This window comes from Alcaligenes sp. Lyrl_28, assembly GCF_051948705.1.
Classification (GTDB): domain Bacteria; phylum Pseudomonadota; class Gammaproteobacteria; order Burkholderiales; family Burkholderiaceae_B; genus Alcaligenes; species Alcaligenes ammonioxydans.
The window spans coordinates 383,235-402,089 of sequence record NZ_JAYJLG010000001.1 but is presented as its reverse complement, the minus strand read 5'-3'; the positions used below and the strand labels follow the sequence as shown (position 1 = coordinate 402,089).

General features: G+C 56.3%; 14 protein-coding genes, 3 tRNA genes and 1 riboswitch. Of the genes, 12 read left to right on the top strand and 5 right to left on the bottom strand.

Annotated features, from left to right (window positions below; all coding sequences use genetic code 11):
• Position 1: 1 nt before the first annotated feature.
• Positions 2-2,029, bottom strand: a complete 2,028-nt coding sequence (locus VF694_RS01805; protein ID WP_003799408.1) for a DUF4139 domain-containing protein — start codon at positions 2,027-2,029, stop codon at positions 2-4.
• Positions 2,030-2,254: 225 nt separating this feature from the next.
• On the opposite strand from VF694_RS01805, the gene VF694_RS01800 reads away from it, so the two are divergent.
• Together VF694_RS01800 and VF694_RS01795 are read left to right on the top strand one after the other, a co-directional pair.
• On the top strand, positions 2,255-2,935 hold the full coding sequence (locus tag VF694_RS01800; RefSeq protein ID WP_415301755.1) for a prepilin peptidase: 681 nt from the start codon (positions 2,255-2,257) through the stop codon (positions 2,933-2,935).
• 303 nt (positions 2,936-3,238) lie between these two features.
• Positions 3,239-4,312 (top strand): NAD(P)/FAD-dependent oxidoreductase, encoded by a 1,074-nt coding sequence (locus tag VF694_RS01795; RefSeq protein ID WP_059318860.1) that lies wholly within the window; start codon positions 3,239-3,241, stop codon positions 4,310-4,312.
• Positions 4,313-5,131: 819 nt separating this feature from the next.
• Here the strand turns inward: VF694_RS01795 and VF694_RS01790 are convergent.
• Positions 5,132-5,216: transfer RNA gene (locus VF694_RS01790), tRNA-Leu, on the bottom strand.
• A gap of 160 nt (positions 5,217-5,376) precedes the next feature.
• Here VF694_RS01790 and VF694_RS01785 point away from each other — a divergent pair.
• Both VF694_RS01785 and VF694_RS01780 read left to right on the top strand, forming a co-directional pair.
• Entirely contained in the window at positions 5,377-5,949 is a 573-nt protein-coding gene (locus VF694_RS01785) for a PadR family transcriptional regulator (RefSeq protein ID WP_003799415.1), read from the top strand.
• A gap of 2 nt (positions 5,950-5,951) precedes the next feature.
• Positions 5,952-6,752, top strand: a complete 801-nt coding sequence (locus VF694_RS01780) for a siderophore-interacting protein (RefSeq protein ID WP_059317529.1) — start codon at positions 5,952-5,954, stop codon at positions 6,750-6,752.
• Here VF694_RS01780 and VF694_RS01775 read toward each other — a convergent pair.
• On the bottom strand, positions 6,749-7,093 hold the full coding sequence (locus VF694_RS01775; protein WP_003799419.1) for a hypothetical protein: 345 nt from the start codon (positions 7,091-7,093) through the stop codon (positions 6,749-6,751). The two genes, VF694_RS01780 and VF694_RS01775, sit on opposite strands and share 4 nt — an antisense overlap.
• A gap of 118 nt (positions 7,094-7,211) precedes the next feature.
• A riboswitch (SAM-I-IV-variant riboswitch) is annotated at positions 7,212-7,305 on the bottom strand.
• 150 nt (positions 7,306-7,455) lie between these two features.
• Between VF694_RS01775 and VF694_RS01770 the strand changes: the two genes are divergently transcribed.
• Together VF694_RS01770 and VF694_RS01765 are read left to right on the top strand one after the other, a co-directional pair.
• Positions 7,456-7,540: transfer RNA gene (locus tag VF694_RS01770), tRNA-Leu, on the top strand.
• Between the two features lie 717 nt (positions 7,541-8,257).
• Entirely contained in the window at positions 8,258-8,500 is a 243-nt protein-coding gene (locus VF694_RS01765) for a heavy-metal-associated domain-containing protein (protein WP_100214765.1), read from the top strand.
• Positions 8,501-9,012: 512 nt separating this feature from the next.
• Here VF694_RS01765 and VF694_RS01760 read toward each other — a convergent pair.
• Positions 9,013-9,097 (bottom strand) — tRNA-Leu (locus tag VF694_RS01760).
• A 109-nt stretch (positions 9,098-9,206) separates the two neighbouring features.
• On the opposite strand from VF694_RS01760, the gene rnr reads away from it, so the two are divergent.
• From rnr to VF694_RS01745, 3 genes are all read left to right on the top strand, one after another.
• Positions 9,207-11,684 (top strand): ribonuclease R, encoded by a 2,478-nt coding sequence (gene rnr, locus VF694_RS01755; protein WP_003799422.1) that lies wholly within the window; start codon positions 9,207-9,209, stop codon positions 11,682-11,684.
• A 72-nt stretch (positions 11,685-11,756) separates the two neighbouring features.
• Complete coding sequence (gene rlmB / locus VF694_RS01750) at positions 11,757-12,503, top strand: 23S rRNA (guanosine(2251)-2'-O)-methyltransferase RlmB (protein ID WP_003799424.1); 747 nt, start codon at positions 11,757-11,759, stop codon at positions 12,501-12,503.
• Between the two features lie 158 nt (positions 12,504-12,661).
• Positions 12,662-13,897: a cystathionine gamma-synthase family protein gene (locus tag VF694_RS01745; protein ID WP_440163606.1), complete on the top strand. Its 1,236-nt coding sequence runs from the start codon at positions 12,662-12,664 to the stop codon at positions 13,895-13,897.
• Between the two features lie 13 nt (positions 13,898-13,910).
• Here the strand turns inward: VF694_RS01745 and pdxR are convergent, their stop codons facing one another.
• Complete coding sequence (gene pdxR / locus VF694_RS01740; protein WP_003799428.1) at positions 13,911-15,383, bottom strand: MocR-like pyridoxine biosynthesis transcription factor PdxR; 1,473 nt, start codon at positions 15,381-15,383, stop codon at positions 13,911-13,913.
• Between the two features lie 318 nt (positions 15,384-15,701).
• Here pdxR and VF694_RS01735 point away from each other — a divergent pair, with 318 nt between their 5' ends.
• Genes VF694_RS01735 through VF694_RS01725 form a run of 3 tightly spaced genes read left to right on the top strand, consistent with a single transcriptional unit; the run spans position 15,702 to position 18,648 of the window.
• Positions 15,702-17,261 (top strand): cytochrome D1 domain-containing protein, encoded by a 1,560-nt coding sequence (locus VF694_RS01735; RefSeq protein WP_440163604.1) that lies wholly within the window; start codon positions 15,702-15,704, stop codon positions 17,259-17,261.
• A 13-nt stretch (positions 17,262-17,274) separates the two neighbouring features.
• Positions 17,275-17,619 carry a c-type cytochrome gene (locus VF694_RS01730; protein ID WP_415301752.1) on the top strand — a complete coding sequence of 115 codons (345 nt, stop codon included), beginning with the start codon at positions 17,275-17,277 and terminating at the stop codon, positions 17,617-17,619.
• Between the two features lie 48 nt (positions 17,620-17,667).
• Entirely contained in the window at positions 17,668-18,648 is a 981-nt protein-coding gene (locus tag VF694_RS01725) for an NAD(P)-dependent oxidoreductase (RefSeq protein WP_429642813.1), read from the top strand.
• The last annotated feature ends 207 nt before the right edge of the window (positions 18,649-18,855 follow it).

Here is an 18,855-nt window from a genome sequence, read left to right as displayed (position 1 = left end):
TTCAGTTCAGTTCAGCCAAGCCTTTCTCGAAGGCCTGACGGGCCTTTTGAACGGCATCACGCTGATCCTGAACCGCCTGGCGCTGGCTGGCAATCTGGTCCTCTTGCTGGGCCAGCTGTGCGCTAAAGCGTTCGCCCAAGGTGCTCTGTGCGCTGACCGCGGCCAGATTGGCGCGGATGCGCTCCTGCTCTGCAATCGTCTCATTCAGGCGCTCGACCGCCAGGTTCTGCGCCTGCTGGGCCTGGCTCAGTTGCCGACGCAACTCAATCAGCTTGTCCATCTTGGCCTGCAGGGCCTGGTCCTGGCCGTTGCCTCGCCATTGCACCAGCAGGGTTTCGTCGATGTCTTCCAGACGCAGTTCCGTCTGGTCCTGCAGGCTGAGCTGAGCCGTGACGGTGATGGTTTTACCTTTGGGTACCTTCACTTTCAGGCGGTGTTCCTGGGCTGTGTCGCTATCGTGGGCATCGGATTTGAAGGACCAGCCATCCTGACGCGGTAACTGGATCAGGACGGTCCTATCTTCGTTCGCGGGACCCGTGATCTCGAAACGGAAATTTTGAAAGCGGGTCCATTCCGATCGAGCCACGCCATCGCTGACGCGCGTGTTGCTCAGGCGATATTCCTCTGTCTGTTCTTCACGGATCTGCACTTTGCTGTCCTGGGCAAAGTAGATCAGGCGTTGCTCTCCAGTTGGCAGCCCGGCCAGCTCCGCATCTCCCACATGACCGTCTTGCTGGTCAAAGACGGTGATGATGCCCGGTGGCAGGCTATTGGCCTGCTGATTGTTGACCCAAATGGCGGCCGTGGGATGATCGCCCGCCTGACCACTGCGATATACCGACAGAGCCTCAGCCTGCAAGGACGTGTCCATAAATGGGACGGAGACTGTCTGGCCGGTGGGAACATTCACTGTCTCGGGCAAGCTAAAGCGTACCTGGGTTTGACCTTCCTGAGCTTGAGCGTCGCTGTTGGCACCACCCGCGGCCCATTGTTTGGAAAGGGCGCTGTCTGCCATGTAGGCTGCTTCAGCGATGGGGGCAGGGGCAGGGGGGGCCATGCGGGCACGCATGGCATTAGCCATGGCCGGATGGGCTTGATTCGCGCGCACGCTTGCTTGGGTGTCCGCTTTCGGGGCGATGACGCTGCCCACGGCAACGGGCAGTTCGGGGCGCTCGTTCCAGTAGCGCTCCAGCAGGCGTTGACGCAGCATCACTGGCGAACCCGAGCTTAAGGTGACCTTGACGTTTTTCCAGTCCTCGCCAGTGGTGTTTTCGAAAATGGCCCAGGCCTGCAGTCGGGCTTTGCCCTCTTGCATCATCAGTCGGTAGGAGCTTTTCCAGACTGGGGCAGGAATCAGATAGGACAGACGCGCGGTCTTGGTGTCGGTCTTGTTCAGGACCAATTGAATGTCACGCGATTGCTGATTGTTTTGTCCGGCCAAGACCTGCGCGGCTTGCTGCAATTGTTGCTGCACGGTTTTATCCAGCACTTCCAGGCTGGTGTCGGGACCCAGCTCCAATGTCTGAATCTGGCCTTGCTCCGTGAGCACGCTCAGGATGGCCTGGGAGGAGCGCTCGTTAGTGGCCGCGATGGTCTGTACACCCAGAACGGCACCGCGCACCTGGCGACCTTGCGAGCTGGCGCTCAGTTGTTGCCCTCGCAGGGCCTGCGCCAAGGCGGCGGGCGAGCCCAGATCCTTGGCCGAGAAGGGCAAACTGTCAAAGCTCTCTTTCAACGGGGCCAGGCCGGACAGGGTCAACGATTCAATGCGGCTTTTGCCGTCTACGGCCATCAGGGTTTTTAAAATATCATCGACCTGGTTCAGAGGCACGCGCAGTTGGGCGGTTCCTGTGTCGGTAATCGGGATCTGTCGTTCGATCTCGGCCATACCGGCGCTGGATAAGGTGATCGCTTCGATCTGCTGGGCCCAGGCTGCACTGGCTGTTGAGCCCATCCAGACCAGCATCAAAGCACCGGTCAACGAGCGCAGGCGTGGAGCACGCGCCGCGTGGGGCATAAATTGGTTCATGGCGCTTCCTTATTCATCCATAAGCGAAACAAAGGGTTGAAGCGCATTATGCCTAGCCTTGCTGGGCTCTGTCTGTCATTCGGGTAACAAAAAATGCCATGCCTCGATTTCCCGCAGCCTGGAGCAAAAAATGCTTACGTCATCAAAAGCGCACACGCCTCTGCTAGGATTTGGTCAGCGAGACTGTGGGACACGCACTTTTCATTAATCGGGTGAAGGATCATTATGATGTGGACGTCGTGGGGCAATGCCTGGGCGGGAATGGGAGTTGCTCTGGTTTTGGCCGTCTGTTTTTATTGGCCCGCCCGGCGCCTGTCCTGGAGTCTGCCCATCGAACTGGAGTCCGGCTTGAGTACACGCCCACGTCGACTACACCGGCAATGGGGGTGGGTGTGCCAGGCCCTGGCTTTGGGGCTGATGCTTTGGGCAGGGTGGCGCTGGCAACTGACTCCGGCCGCAGTGGCTGCCTGTGTCTGGATCGCCGTTACCGCTTTACTGGCCTGGATTGATGCGGAAACCGGCTACCTGCCCGATCGCCTGACCTTGCCTTTGTTGTGGCTGGGCCTGCTGGTCAATCTGGATCACACCTTTACCACGTTGCCCTTGGCGGTGCTGGGTGCAGCGCTGGGTTATGGTCTGCTGTGGCTTTTGAATCATGGTTTCCTGCTGCTGACCGGACGTGCCGGCATGGGGTACGGCGACTTCAAGCTGCTGGCGGCCCTAGGGGCCTGGCTGGGGGCAAGTGCCCTGCCCGGCATTCTCTTGTCTGCCTCTGTCCTGGGTTTGCTGGCCGTGCTGATCTTGCGCTTGGGTGGTCGGCTGGCGGCAGGGCAGGCCATTCATTTTGGGCCTTATCTGGTCCTGGGGGGCTGGATCATGCTGTTTTCTCTGCCTCGCCTTTTTTAAGAAGCAGGGGCATTCGCTCAGCTAAACAAGATTTGATGGTTTGCCCATGCCCGCCGCAGGGGCCGGAAGTGTCCACCGACAGGTCTTGTTGACCCTTTTGTGAGTGCGGCGCATCTCGCTTGGCATCCTGGGTACTCGCTCCCGGCCAATAGGTGATAGTTGGGGCTGGCTGGGCAGTCGTGGTAAAACGTCCCGGGCCAGTCGGGCTGGCAGCCATTGTGCCCAAGCGGTCAGCAGACGCACAAGGCGGTTCTATGGACATTATCCCGCTGATAAAGCGGACGGGAACCTGGGGATGAAGGGATGATTATTGTTGTTGGTGCTGGTGTGGCGGGTTTGGCAGCGGCGCGCCGTCTGAGTATGCAAGGTCAGGCTGTGACGCTGGTGGCTCCGCCAGAGCGGCAGCCTTCGTGGGGTGAAACCTTGTCTGAACGCGGTGCCCAGGTCTTGACCCGTCTGGGATGGGAAAGCTGCCTGGATGAGACGGTGGCTCTGCGCTCTCAGGGGCGTTTTTCGGTATGGGGAAATGAAGGGCTGCGCACCGTGCAGGACGAGGATGGTCAGGGGTACCTGCTGGACAAGGCACGTCTGGAGCAGGTGCTGCTTGAACGCTTGCAGAAAGAAGAGAAACTCAGCTTGCGTCGCACACGAGTTCTGAGCCTGGAACACCAGCCTCACGGGCTTACTGTCAGATTGGCGGATGGCACGAGCCTGGAAGCCGCTGCCTTGATCGATTGCAGCGGTCGCGCGGCAGTATCTTGCGGGTCGGTTGCCAAGCGTCAACGACTGGACAGGCTGGTCGCGGCCTGGCGTGTTTTTGATCTACCGCAGGGAGCGGAGCCTCTGGCGGCTTCATTGGTCGAAGCGGCGGAGTTGGGATGGTGGTATTTGTCTCCCATGCCCGGCCATCGTTTGACGGTGGCCTTGTTCTCGGATGCGGATCTCTTGCCTGACGCTTTGAGTCATGATGGGTCGACGTGGGCCGGTTTACTGGCTTGCGCCGATGCAGCGCGCGTGCGTATGGAAAGTCTGGGCTTGATCGATCAAATGGCCGACTGTGCTCCTACCGTCAGCGCAGCTGCCAGCGCCACCGTGTCTCACTTTGTTGAAGGCCGTCTCCTTCGCGCTGGCGATGCGGGCGCCGCCATGGACCCCTTGGCGGCCAATGGTCTGGCTACGGCGCTGTGGAGCGGCTCGCAATCGGCACAGGCGGCTCTGGCCCTGACGCAAGGAAACCCTGAGCCGGCACGATCGTATGAAAAAGACTATTTGCTGGGTCTGGTGCGTCACCTGAATGCTCAACATGCCCTGTACGGTAGGGAGCAGCGTTATGCGGCGCAGCCATTCTGGCAACGCCGTCATCGCCCTTTGGAGTAGTCAGCAAAAGGGTGGGCCAGCCGAGCAAAAGGTGATGGGCCTGTGCATGTCAAAAAGCCGAAGCAGAATAAAGCATCTGTTTCGGCTTTTTTGTCGCTGGATCTTCGGGGTCAAGGAGATCGGTGTCTCCCCCTGACGGTTGTGCTCGTTGGCAAGGGGGCATACATCAGATCTGTCGATCCGGGCAGGTTCGCCTCCGTGCGAGGCCATGAACTTTCTGGGGCTTTTCAAACTGGTCTTTTGCGCTGCTGGTTTCACGGTTTCAGCTCAGACTGAGTGGTAGCTCGATAGGACGGCGTACGCATTTACTCAAAAGAGTGCGTTTTATGTCGTTGCCAACAGCCCAAGGCTATTTTTAATGGAAAGATCTCAGTACGGATGCGCTCTTTTTAAGTGGCGGCGCAGGGTTTTAACATATGGCCGCTATTCGTATTTTGTAATGGGCATGTTATGTGCTTGGGCCGCACGAACTGGTTTTCCTGGTTTCAGGTAGTGTAAGTGACTGTTGATCCACACTTTTTTCTTCTTGGCCTGATTTTTCTTGTGGCTTTTCTGCTGCTCGCTTTGGGCCCGGCGCTAAGCTTGTCCGCCCCTGGGGAAGCGCTGCCCAGATATCAAGGTAAGTTGCCCGATTTTTAGTGCTTATCTGATCGCGGTGCTTGCGTTTGGTGTTCAGCTTGACTGCTGTACTTCAGGGGGGGGGAAGGTCGGGGTGGGGGCCTCGTGCGCTCCTGTAAGGGGCTCGAAGATCTTAGCGTTTGGGTGCGGACACAGCAAAAAGCCGATCATCTTTTGATGATCGGCTTTTTGAGGAATTTGTGGTGCCCAGGAGAGGACTCGAACCTCCACACCCGAAGGCACATGGACCTGAACCATGCGCGTCTACCAATTCCGCCACCTGGGCTTTGATAAGGGCTGCTGCCCGTCTCAAGCATTAAATTATAGGATGGATCTTTTGGTAAATGCAAGCATTTTCATTGGGCACGGTTTATTTTGATTTTTGGTTGATTGTCATTCTCATTATCATTAATATGTGTCGAGTGATATAGCATAAGAGTGTGACTATGAAATTTAACACAATGGATGTCGAGCGCATGTTGCAGGATATGGGGCAGGGTCGAAAGTACTCTGCCCGAGCTATGCAGCTCATGCTGATGGCCTTGCTCAAGGAAGGCAGCACTCATGGGTATCAACTAATCCGTCGTTTTGCGCAGATCAGCCAGAACAGTTATGTGCCCAGCGCCGGCGCGGTGTATCCGGCCTTGGCCTTTTGTGCGACTCAAGGTTGGGTTCTGATTGAGGAGCAAGGGCGCCGCAAGATGTACAGCCTGACTCCGGAGGGGCTGGCGTATCTTGAGGCGCAGAAAGAGAAGTGTGACTACCTACTGCAGTCCTTGACCTACCGCGGGCGCAAGCGGGTATGGATACGGCAGATGCTGGCTGAACAGAGTAGTGACGAGGATTTAAAGGCCGCGCAGGAACAGACGGGTTGGCTGCCCGAATTTGTCCAGGTACGCCATAGTCTTAAACAGGCCATGTTTGAACAATCGACAGCCAGTCTGGCACGACAGGCTGACGTGGTGGCAATTCTGGAGAAAGCCATCGCCGAAATACGCAATTTGCCCAAGGAGTCTTAAGCATGCAGTCCGAACAATTAACGCAAAAAGTGGCCCATCCCCTGAAGTTGCGATTGCTCACCGTCAAGCATCGCCGTGAGCTGGGACCTCACATGCTGCGCATTACCCTGACGGGTGCTGACCTGGAGGGGTTTTACTCGCCGGGGTTTGATGATCACGTCAAACTGATTTTTCCGGATCCAGCCACCCATTCCCTGCGTCTGCCCCAAATGGGTGAGCGCGGTATGGTCTTTGCGGCGGGGCAGGAAAAACCTCCCATCCGTGATTACACGCCGCGCGACTACCGCGCGGCGGAACAGGAGATGGATATTGATTTTGTGCTCCACGGTGACGGCCCGGCGTGCCGATGGGCCATGCAAGCCAAGGAAGGTGACAAGCTGGGGGTCGCGGGACCCCGTGGCTCCTTTCTGCTCAGCAAGGAACTGGATTGGCAAGTCCTGATCGGTGACGAAACTGCCATACCTGCGATGGCACGACGCATCCATGAACTGCCTGCCACGGTGAACGTGCAGGTGTATGTCTTGGCGCGCAATTTATTGACGGTAGGGACGCTAGCGGCGCCCGATCACGTTACGGTGAACTGGATTCCATCACTGGCCGGGTTGCCGGGCATTCTGGACGCGCTGCGGGCTGCGGCGCAGCCCAGCGGCACCGGCTATGTATGGGTGGCGGCAGAATACGCAGTTGCCCAAGGGCTGCGTGAATACTGGGTGCAGGAGCGTGGCCTGGATAAGAACGCGATTCGGGCCAGCAGTTACTGGCGCCAAGGCGATCAGGGCGATCAGGCCCCTCGTCTGGATTAAGCGGCTTGTTGCTGAGGGTAGGGTTGGGCGCGCAAGCGGCCACCCACGTGCAGCACTGGCTGCAGGTCTGTGTCCAGCGTTGTCTCGGGATGCGCCAGGCGATGCTGGTCAATCAGGCGTGCGATCGCATCCATGTTCAGCAGCAATGTGCTGTCGATATCAGGCTGAAAACGGGTCCAATAGCCGCCCCGACAACTGGAGCCCAGCCAGCGAGGCTCATAATCTCCGACAGTATCCGCATGCTGTTCGCGGACAACGGCCAGCCGCGAACAGCCAGGACGAAGCACAATGCGGTAGCTTTGCTGTTCTAGGGTGAGGTGATAGCAGTACGGTGCAGACATAGTTTCTCCTGTTTAGCTCTTGGAAGCGGCTTCCGGGTGAGCAAGTTGGATTAAAGGACCCGTTGAGCGCCTGCTAGGTCAGGCATAAAAAAACCCGCTGGCAGCGGGTTGTTGTCATAACGATCCCTTTGGTTGCCAGATGGCCATATCTTGAATCCACCTTGTGCGGGTACACAGGTTGGCATGGGTTACCCCAACTCTTGATATGGCAATAAGCATAAAAGCGATTTTCATGAAGCGCAAGAGGCCGACAAACTTCTGTCCATCATAAAAAACAGAAATAGTTTGCGCGAATTGAAAATCGTGTTATAGTTATTTTCTGTCTTGCAACGACGTGTTTAAAAACAAGTGTTGCAGTCAGAGCCCAGGTGGCGGAATTGGTAGACGCGCATGGTTCAGGTCCATGTGCCTTCGGGTGTGGAGGTTCGAGTCCTCTCCTGGGCACCAAAATTCCTCAAAAAGCCGATCGTCGAAAGATGGTCGGCTTTTTGTATTGTGGTTTGGGAAATCGGGGTCGTATAGATATCCAGGCGCAGTTCAATTTGGTCCTTTTCATGCCCCCGACGGAGCCAGCCTGTCCGACCGGTAAGGGACTGTGCGGTTGGGTTCGCGTTCAAGCGTAAACGGCGCTTACAAGGCTGGTTCTTCTGCCTGCAAATAATGCTTTATTTATAAGGTTGGTTCTTCTACCTGCAAAGAGTGCTTTGTATTAGGCAGCTCAGGTCGACGCGCTGTTTGATGGCTTTTATTCTCCAGGCAGGATGGTTAGTGCACTCTTCTCCCTGGCCTTGTTCAGGTGCAGTTGAGCTGGCGTTTGAATCCAGTTCTTTCAACCATCGCCGTTGTCCATTCGATCTTGCTTCGTCCACGTGCTGTCAGCCAGCCATCGATCTGATGGGCAAACAAGCCTATTTGCCTAGCTAGCAATTTGGTCAGTTACTCAGTCAGTCGAGTGGTAGTAGTAGCTTGATCTGTCAGTTAGCCTGCTTGCCGTCCTCGTTCCTTGTCTTGTTCTTTGAAGGAGGAGTGCGTACACCCCTGTACTGAATGGCTAATCGTCACTTGCCGTATTTATAAGATGTATTTAATATATATCTTTATGGGCGGTGGCGATTTCATCAACTGCCTCACCTCATGTTAAAGGGATGAAAAATGCAAGTGGGAATGTTGAAATTGGCGGGTCTGCGACACCCTGAGTGTGCTGACAAAGTGGCGAATGCCTTGGCAGCGGTCCAGGGTGTGCAAGCGGCAGACGCTTCGTTTGAGAATGCGAAGGCATCGGTGCGTTTTGATGAAACCCAGGTGTCGTTGGAAGATCTGCATGCCGCGGTTGAACAGGCGGGCTATCAGATTGCCAAGCCAGCGCATGGAGAGGATGGCGCATGTTGTGGCGGCTGCGGCGGTTAATAGCGGCGACTTTATGAAATGGAAAACCGATTGTTCAAACGCAGTCGGTTTTTTTTGTCCCAAAAATCAGGCGGGGTTTTTGAGGCAGGGGCCGTGGCAGGCAGAAAAAGATCCCTTTGTTTCTCCCGCATGGGATTGGTGATGTGTTCATAGGCCTGTAAAGAAAGCCACCGATCATGCAGTGTTGATTTCTTATTCGGAAGTGCCCGTGCTTAATCAATCATGCGCCTGTATTGCCGTTACGGCAGTCCTTGGGCTTGAAGCCTTGCTCGCTGCGTACCTTCTCAAGTCCAGTCTGGGACAAGAAAATAAGAAGGCTTGCTGGGCGCCCAGCGAATGGCTTGTCAACGCGCAAGAGCCCGGCAAAGGGTGTGGCTTGGGACGTACACGTGGAGTGGGGGCTGCGGGCCTAACCTTTCATGGGGCCTTGCCTCGGTGCCCAAGCGCCTTGCTGTATGGGCGCACAAAACAAAAAGCCGATCATCGAAAGATGATCGGCTTTTTGAGGAATTTGGTGCCCAGAAGAGGACTCGAACCTCCACACCCGAAGGCACATGGACCTGAACCATGCGCGTCTACCAATTCCGCCACCTGGGCAATATCGTTGTATGCTTATGACTGTGCCAAAAGCCTTCAACGTTTTTGCTGCGTAAGCAGCAAAGAAAAAGGATTATAGGCATACTTTATTAATAATGGAAGTGTCCTTTTGAATAAAAAACATCAAGACAGTACTGAGGACCGTATTCAAACAACGGGCCGTTATGAATTGCCGCCTGACTTCGACCCGGATACCCCGACGCGGGAAGCGATCCTGGCGGGGCTGCGCGAAGATGCAGACGGCCTGACCATGCAGGCTCTGGCACAAAAGCTGGGCCTGGGCAAAGAGATTACGGTGGGTTTTGAGCGGCGTGTGCGCGCAATGGAGCGCGATGGACAACTGCTGATCTCCCCCGAAGGCAAGATTCGCAAAAACAGCCAGACTGGTTTTATCGCGGGCAAGGTGTTGGGTCATCGCGACGGCTTTGGTTTCTTGCAGCGTGACGACGGGCAGCCTGATCTGTTCTTGTCCCCACGAGAAATGGCCAAGGTGTTGCACGGCGACCACGTTATGGTGCGCATCGTCGGAGAGTACCGCGGCAAGCCAGACGCCTCGATCGTAGAAGTGACGGCGCGTCACACCAGCAAGCTGGTGGGACGTTTCCTGCGCGAGCGTGGCACGTTTATCGTGGTGCCTGAAGATCAGCGCATCAAGCATGACATTCTGATTCCAAGCGGGGAGCAGGGCGAGGCCGAGCCCGGTCAGGTCGTCACCGTAGCGATTACCCAACAGCCGGAGCGGCATCGTCAGCCTTTGGGGCGTGTGATTGAGGTGCTGGGGGAAATTGACGATCCTGGCATGGAAATCGAGATTGCCGTGCGCAAGTTTGAGGTGCCGGTCGATTTTTCCGACAAGGCGCTCAAGCAAGCCGCCCGCATTCCTGCCAAGGTCAAGCCTTCGGAATATAAAGGCCGTGTCGACTTGCGCGATGTGCCATTCATTACGATTGATGGGGAAGACGCCCGCGACTTTGATGATGCGGTGTATTGCGAACGTGTCGATATCGGAACCGGTAAACGGCCCCGCTGGGCGTGGCGTCTGCTGGTGGCAATTGCAGATGTCAGCCATTATGTGCGTTCGGGTGACGCGCTGGATGAGGATGCGCTGGAGCGGGGTACCAGTGTGTATTTTCCGCGCCGCGTGATTCCTATGCTGCCCGAAAGTCTGTCCAACGGAATCTGTTCGCTTAATCCATCGGTAGACCGTCTGGTCATGGTCTGCGATATGGTCGTGTTGGCGGATGGCGCCAAGTCCGGCACCGTTTCAGCCTATCAGTTTTATGAAGCGGTCATCCACTCGCATGCGCGCACCACCTATTCTGATATCTGGAGCGCCCTGCAGCAGCCCACAGGCCCGGCGGCCAATCAGATCCAGCATGTGCTGGAGCCCGTGCAGAATCTGTATGCCCTGTATCGTGTGCTGGCCGAGCAACGTGCTGCGCGGGGGGCGATTGATTTCGATACTGTCGAAACCAAGATCGTGTGCAATCCTTTGGGCCGTATCGAGCGTATTGAGCCCCTGGTTCGCAACGATGCTCACAAACTGATTGAAGAATGCATGCTGGCAGCCAATACCTGCGCTGCTGATTTCATTGCTCGTAGCCGTCGCAACGGTCTGTACCGTGTGCACGAAGGCCCCACGCCGCCCAAGCTGGAAGCCTTGCGCGAGTATCTGCGCAGTTTGGGTTTGACCCTGGAAGGGGGTGATGAACCCAGCTCGGCCGATTACGCCAAAGTCGTGGCGGCAGCGCGTGGCCGCTCGGACTTTGCCATCATTCAGACCATGTGTTTGCGCTCGATGCAGCAGGCCATTTACAGCCCGGAGAAAACGGGACACTTTGGGCTTGCCTATTCGCAGTATGCCCACTTCACCTCGCCGATTCGTCGCTATCCCGATTTGCTGGTGCATCGCGTCATCAAGGGTATTTTGAAGGGCGAGCGCTATGTTCCGGCTATTGATGAGGACCCGGGGGATGCGGCGCTGCCCGCCAGTAAACGGGATTTTGCGCGGTGGGAAAAACTGGGGGCGTTGTTGTCGGCTCGCGAGCGTCGCGCTGACGAGGCTTCCAAAGATGTGGAAGCCTGGCTCAAATGCTGGTTTGTAAAAGAGCATGTGGGCGAGGAGTACTCCGGCAAGATCAGCGGTGTCACCAGTTTTGGCCTCTTCGTCACCCTGGATACTCTGTATGTAGAGGGTCTGGTCCATGTCTCTGAACTGGGCGCGGATTATTTCCAGTACAACGAAACCTTGAATGAGCTGCGTGGCGAGCGCACGGGCTTGCGTTATCGCCTGACCGATGCCGTGCAAGTACAGGTAGCCCGCGTTGACCTGGAGGCGCGTCGCATCGAGTTTCGTCTGGTCAAGGGAGTCGGGTATAAGGCTGTGAAGGCAGCGGCTGAAGCGTCTGATCCTTCCGAGCGTCCCATCAAGAAAGCGGCCCCGACCAAGCCTTTGGCGTTAAAGGGCACCACGGCGTCCCAACGGCGTGCCTCCCAAAAGCAGGCCGAGCGGGATGAAAAGCGCAGCGCGGAAAAGACGGCCAAAGCGGCCAAATCCACGCGTAGCCCAAGAGGCCGGCGCCGATAGGCGTACAATATCAAGCCGGGCTTTTGCCCGGCTTTCTTTATTTGCTTTGATTTATTTCCTCCAAGGATTGTTATGGCTCAGCAGGTTTTGGCCGGTTTTCATGCCGTTATTGCCCGGGTTCGTTATAGCGCCGCTACGGTGCGCGAGGTGTATGTGGATCAGACCCGGCGCGACAAGCGGATGTTGGCCTTTATCGAACAGGTTGAGCAGGCGGGTCTGAAAGTCATGGCAGTGCCCGTCGAGCGTCTTGATGGTCTGGCCAAAGGCACTCGCCACCAAGGTGTGGTGGCCTTGGCTCTCGAGCAGGAATTGGCGGTTGATGTCAACGAATTGCTGGATGATCTTGAAGAGGCTGGCCAGGTTCCGTTCCTGTTGATTTTGGATGGGGTTACTGACCCTCACAATCTGGGCGCCTGCCTGCGCAGTGCCAATGCCGCGGGTGCGCATGCCGTGATTGCGCCTCGCGATCGTGCCGTGGGCCTGAATGCCACCGTGTCGCGTGTCGCGTGTGGGGCGGCAGAGTCCACTCCCTACATTACCGTGACCAATCTTGCTCGTACCATGCGCATGCTGCGCGAGCGTGACGTCTGGCTGGTGGGGACCAGCGACCAGGCAAGTCATACCTTTCATCAGGTAGATGCGCGTCGGCCTATGGCCTGGGTGATGGGGGCCGAGGGAGAGGGTATGCGTCGGCTGACCCGTGAGACTTGCGATGAGCTGGTCTCCATTCCCATGATGGGGGCTGTGGAGAGCCTGAACGTCAGTGTTGCCAGCGCAGTTTGCTTGTACGAGACGTTACGCCAACGTAGCCAGGCTTAATTTCTTTTAAGTCTTGTTACTTACTTAATTACTTATTTGTATAAAAGACAGCCGCTTTCAGCGGCTGCTTCACCAGATAATAAGTGATTGGCCATCAGCCGGGCGCAAGCCCACCAAGGTTGATGGGATGTACTTGCATTTTGGGCTTTGAAACGATCATGGACGAAAACGGCTTTATTACCTCCACCCTGCATTCTGACCGTCGCTTGGGCACGCAGTACGGCGCTATTCATCAGCCATTGCACCCATCGACCGAGTTTGGCTTTCAGGATGCACGTGAGTTGGCCGCGGTCTTTCAAGGCAAATCGGGCTTCACCTATTCTCGTCAGGGCACACCCACAACGGCGGCCTTGGAAGCCAAGATTACACGCATGGAAAAAGGCGTGGGCAGCGTGAGTTTCGCCACTGGAATGGCAGCGCTGACGGCGACCCTGTTTACCTTGTTGCGTCAGGGCGATCACCTGATTGCCAGCAAGTATTTGTTTGGCAATACCAATAGTCTGTTGGGCACCTTGCGGGATCTGGGTGTGCAGACCACGCTGGTGGATGCGACGGATCTGGCGCAAGTTCAGGCAGCACGACAGCCCAACACCCGTATGGTTTTTTTGGAAACGATTGCCAACCCAGGCACTCAGGTGGCCGATCTGCAAGGGGTGGGGCAATGGTGCCAGGACGAGGGCCTCTTGTACGTGGTGGATGCCACTTTGTCCTCGCCGTATTTGTTGCCGGGTCGGGAGTTCAAGGCCTCGCTGGTGATCAATTCCCTGTCCAAGCACATCGGCGGTCATGGCAATGCCTTGGGTGGCATGGTGACCGACACGGGCTTGTTTGACTGGACCACCTATCCCAACATTGCCCAGGTCTATCGCAACGGCAATCCCCAGAACTGGGGGCTGGTGCAGATCCGTAAGAAGGGATTGCGTGATATGGGTGGCACCTTGTCGTCTGACGTGGCCCATCGTCTGGCTGTGGGTTCGGAAACACTGCCTTTGCGCATGGAACGCATTTGCGCTAACGCCCTGGCGCTGGCGCGTCATCTGAAGGCTCACCCCAAGGTAAAACACGTGCGTTATCCTGGCCTGGAAGACCATCCTCAGCATGAGCGCACCGCCCACTTGTTCGGCAATCGCTTTGGAGGCCTGATGAGCGTGGTGCTGGAAGACAAAATCGAAATCTTCGATTTTCTGAATCGTCTGAAGGTTTTTGTGCTGGCTACCCATCTGGGCGATAACCGCAGTCTGGTATTGCCGGTTGCGCACACCATCTATTATGAAATGGGGGTCGAGCAGCGCGCCTTGATGGGCATTGCTGATAACCAGTTGCGTATCTCCGTTGGCATCGAGGAAATTGTCGATCTGACCACGGACTTTGATCAAGCGTTGGCTCAGTCCTGAATACATGCTCTGTCTAGTCCTGGTTCAGCCTAGGCTGTATCAGGGCAAGATGCTGCATCGCCTGTTGCAGCTCTCCCGGCTCCAGATTGGCATAGCCAAATAGCAGATGGCGCGGTTTGGTGCCGTCTGCTTCCTGGCTGGCGGCCTGGGCCAGAGGGTAAAGCCGTATGCCATAGTGAAGCGCGGTCGAGGCCAGGTGATCGGCGTTCGGGCTTTGCGATGGCAAACGAAAGGCCAGATGCATGCCGGCATTCTGCCCGCTGATCACACCTGTATTTCCCCATATGTGCTTCAGGCCCTGGAGCAGGATATTGCGCTGGTCCAGATAGCGGCGGCGCAAGTGCTGCAGGTGACGTGGGTAGTCGTACTCATCAAAGAAGCGTGCCAGTACAGCTTGTGTTAACCAGGGGGAGCCGTTGTTGAGCAGCGCCTTGCGGGCGATAAAGTCTTGGCTTAGCTGGGGCGGACAGACCATGTAGGCCAAACGCAAGCCGGGACCCAGGGTTTTGGAAAATGAGCCCAGGTAAATGACCTGTCCCGGGCTCATGGCCTTGAGCGCTGCGGGCAAGGCCGGCCCGTAACAGAAGTCTCCGTCGTAATCATCCTCGATGATCAATGCGCCACTGGTGCTGGCCCAGGCCAGCAGTTCCTGACGCCGCCGCACCGTCAGTGTATGTCCCAAAGGGTATTGGTGCGATGGCGTCACAAAGGCCAGTTGGACGGGCCTGTCGGGCAGGTGGCCGGTGCATAAACCCTGCTCATCCACCGGCACTGGAATGCCTTGTGCCCGATGCCGTTCCAGCAGATGCCTGAACCCGTTATAGCCGGGTGATTCATGCACCGCACAACTATGCTCATCCAGGAAATGCGCCGTAATCAGGCTGAGTGACTCCTGAGTTCCTGCGGTGATGATGATGTGTTCCGGGTCGGCCAGTATTCCCTTGCTGGCCGCCAGATAATCCGCAATCTGCAGACGTAAACCCCATAGCCCTTCCGGTGGCGGGTACTCCGCCATGGCTGAGCCGGCGTAGCGCAGCAACTGATTGGACAGATGAATAAACTGACGCAGTGGAAAAGCATGGGCAGAAGGCCGTCCGACCTTGAAATCGAAGCGAACTGGCAGACTGGGGGCGGGCACATGAACCCCGCTGGCCTGGGCGGTGCTGGTGCGCAGACTGCGTGAGCAATGCGCCGTTTGCAACACAAAATCCGGTGCCAGACGACTGCGTCCATGACGGGTAGGGGTGGCCACGAAAAACCCCCGGCTAGGTTCGCTATGAATCAGATTGGAATCAATCAGCAGGTCATAGGCACCCATCACGGTATTTTTGGACACTTGAAGCAAAGACGCCATCCGCTGAATCGAAGGCAGGCGACTACCTTCTTGCAAGCGCCCTGAGCAAATCAGGCTTTCGATTTGACGGGCAATTTGTCGTTTGTAGGGCGGGCTATGAGTATGGGAGAGCGTAATCGGTAAAGAAAACATGGTGGGACTGGAAAGGAATCAAAACCATCGAGAGCGAGCCAGGCTGGGCCACTATAGGTAACCCCTCTCTCTTTTAACTTGAGTTGGCTCAATGTGATGTTTCGTTCGTGATAAATTTGTCCGCTTTGTTGATCTGTCACCTTACCCATCGTCAGCGATTTTTTTATCTCGGTAAGAGTATTTAATTTACTGTAATTGCGATATAAAAAAACCGTCACCATTCTTTGGTCCGTATCCATACCTTCTCATCAAAAAATAACAATCGTTATAGTTTGAATGGCCTTGCCCCTTGGCAAGTCACATGTTGGAGGTAATGGAATGTATAGAAAAATGATGACCCTGGCCTTCCTGTCTGCCACCGTCAGCACGGCACTGGCGGAACCGACGCAAGAGCAAGTGCGGGTGGACAAGCTGTTTCAGGAGAACTGTGCGGTCTGTCACGCAGCCGACCGGGGTGGATACATTGCGCCGGGTCTGCACAGGGATCGTCTCGTTCAAAGTGAGATTGCCTTGCGCGGCACCATCATGACCGGAATCCCGGATACCTTGATGCCGCCTTTCGTGGGGCGTTTGCCCGATGAGGATATCCGTGCCCTGGCCAGGCTGATCAAAAATGAGCCTGTGGTGGAACGTCACTGGGGGATGGACCAGATCCGCGCTAGCGTGAAGGTGTTGATCGATGAGTCCACCTTACCCGACAAGCCCAATTACGAGATCGACTCTGTCTACGATCTGATGGTCATCATGGCTCGTGGACGCTACGGTCGGGGTGACGGCGCCAATCAGGCCCGTGCGGTTTTCATCAATGGCCAGAACAACCAGAAAGTGGGCGAAATTGCGACGGTGGGAGCACCCCACATCATGGAGTTCAGCCCCAGTCATGAGCGCTGGGCCTATCTGAAAAGTGATGATGGCCATGTCTATAAAATCGACCTGTACACCTTGCAGATTGTGCGACAGGCCAAGATTGGTCTGACGGGCACCGGGATAGCACTGTCCAAGGATGGTAAGTGGCTGGCGCTGAGCTCATTCGTGCCCAACAGCATGGTTATCTTGAAAGCCGACACCCTGGAGCCCGTGAAATATCTCGCGCTGGAAGGCGAGGACCCCGATGGCAATTTCATTAAATCCGCTGGCGGTCCGATCATCGGCAGTCGCATCAATAACAAATTTGCACTGACGCTGCGGCAAGCAGGACAGATCTGGATCATCGACCCGGACAAGCCCGACATGCCCGTGACCAAACTGGCCAAGGTGGGGCGCATGTTGCACGATACTTTCCTCACCCCGGATGGGCGCTATTCCATGGTTGCCTCTTACGATGACAACAAGTATGTGGCCATCGACTTGAAAGACGACAAAGTGGTGCGCGATATTCCGGCTGGCTGCCAGCCTCATGCCGGTTCGGGAGCGGTAACGGAAGTCAATGGGCGTATGCTGGCTTTCGGCACCAATATGGGCAGTTGCAAACTGGGCTCTGTGGTCACCGTCTGGGATACCAAAGACTTTTCGGTGGTGAAACAAATTCCGGTGGCGGGCGCCACCGAATCGCCGGCTGCTCACCCCAATGCCCCGTATGTCGCGGTCGACATTATTGACAAAGACAAGCGTGCCGCCTGGATTCAGCTGATCGACAAAAACACCTTGTCCGTCGTGAAAACCCTGGACGTGGGCGGTCACGCCTTCTTTCCCAATTACAACCGTACGGGTGATTACCTGTACGTCAGCTCTGGCTATTGGGGTGATCGTCTGAAGATCTATGACAGCCGCAGTCTGGAGCTGGTGGCCGAGCACAAGATGGAAAGCCCCTCCGGTGTGTTCTCGCGTGCCCGCACCCGTTGGCTCACCATCGGGCAGCCTGAAACCCAAAAATTCTAAGCAAAGGAACATCATGAAACAGCTTTTGATGGGTCTGGCCCTGGCTGGACTGATGGCAGTCAATGCAGCCAGGGCGGCGGACGAGCCGGCCGGATTGCAAGGTTCACATGGGCAGTCACAATTGTCGGCTCAGGCCTCTGCCATGCTGCCCCTGTGTGCATCATGTCATGGGCTAGAGGGAATCAGTACAGTGGGCTTGTATCCCAACCTGGCTGGGCAAAAAGAGGAATATCTGGTCAAACAGTTGCAGCAGTTCAAAACGCGAGAGCGCAATGACCCCATCATGAGTCCGATGGCTGAGCCCTTAAGCCCTGAAATGGTCAATGAGCTGGCTGCTTACTTTGCCGGTCTGAAGTAGCAATGAACCGGGCGTCAGTGTTCACTGACGCCTGAAGGATGTGATGCCATGAATGTGTTTCCCTTGTTCTTCAATCTGACTGGCAAGGTCGTCGTCGTGGTCGGTGGGGGGACGGTCGCCGAGCGCAAGGTTCGTCTTTTGCTGCGTGCTGGGGCACGAGTTACCGTTGTAGCGCCCGAGCAAACCCCATGGTTACGGGCCAGCGCCCAAGCTGGTGCCTTGACCAGTCTGTTCAGCTCTTTTGTGGCGGATCATATTCGTCATGCCTGGCTGGTCATCGCAGCCACCGGTCGGCGCGAGATAAACCGTAGCGTGGCGCAGGCAGCCGAAGCCTTGCATTTGCCCTGCAATGTGGTCGATGACGGTGAGCTTTCGACTGTGCAGGTGCCGGCCATGGTGGACCGCTCGCCCTTGATGATTGCGATTTCGTCTGCCGGCTCGGCTCCTGTTCTGGCTCGACGGGTCCGTGAATGGATAGAAAGCGAGCTTCCCGAATCGCTAGGGCAACTGGCGGGGCTGCTGGCTCGCCGTCGAGCAGAGATCAAACAGGCTTTTCCCGAGCCCCATACGCGCCGTCAGTTTTTTGATTCTGTTCTGGATAGTCCTATTCCCGATCTGTTTGCCCAGGGTAAGCCTGAGCAGGCACAGACGGCTTTTGAGACGGCATTAAAGGAGGAGGTGCCTCCTCAGACTATTGTGGTCACCATACTGCCGATTGCAGATTTGGACGCAGTGGATTTGTTAACCCTTCGTGCGTTGCGCAAATTGAACCAGGCGGACTGGGTTTTATATTTGCCGCTTATCTTGCCCGCAATTCTCGAAAAGGCCCGTCGCGACGCCCGCCTGATGCCTTTGGATCAGGGGGGCGTGGTTTTGCAGGAAACCTTGTTGAATCAGGATTTCTGGGCGCCGCTGTGCCGTTCCTGGTCACCCGGAGAGCGTATTGTGATCACCTGGAAAGCATCGTGGCCTGTGCAGCCTTTGCTTGATCTGTTGCGTCACCATGGCGTGCAGGGCGAACTGGCTTAAACAATCTGCGTATTACGGCTGCGGTTGGGGGCAGATGCTGCATTATGTTCAGCTACCTGACTCAGGCACGATGTGTGTTTATTCGTGTCTGCGTTCTGGGCTTTGACTGACCTGCCATTGGTAATGGCTCACCATACAAAACGCACAGGCTGGTACCTGCATTATTGATTGCTGGGACCGATGCAGCATTTGTCGATGTTTTATTCC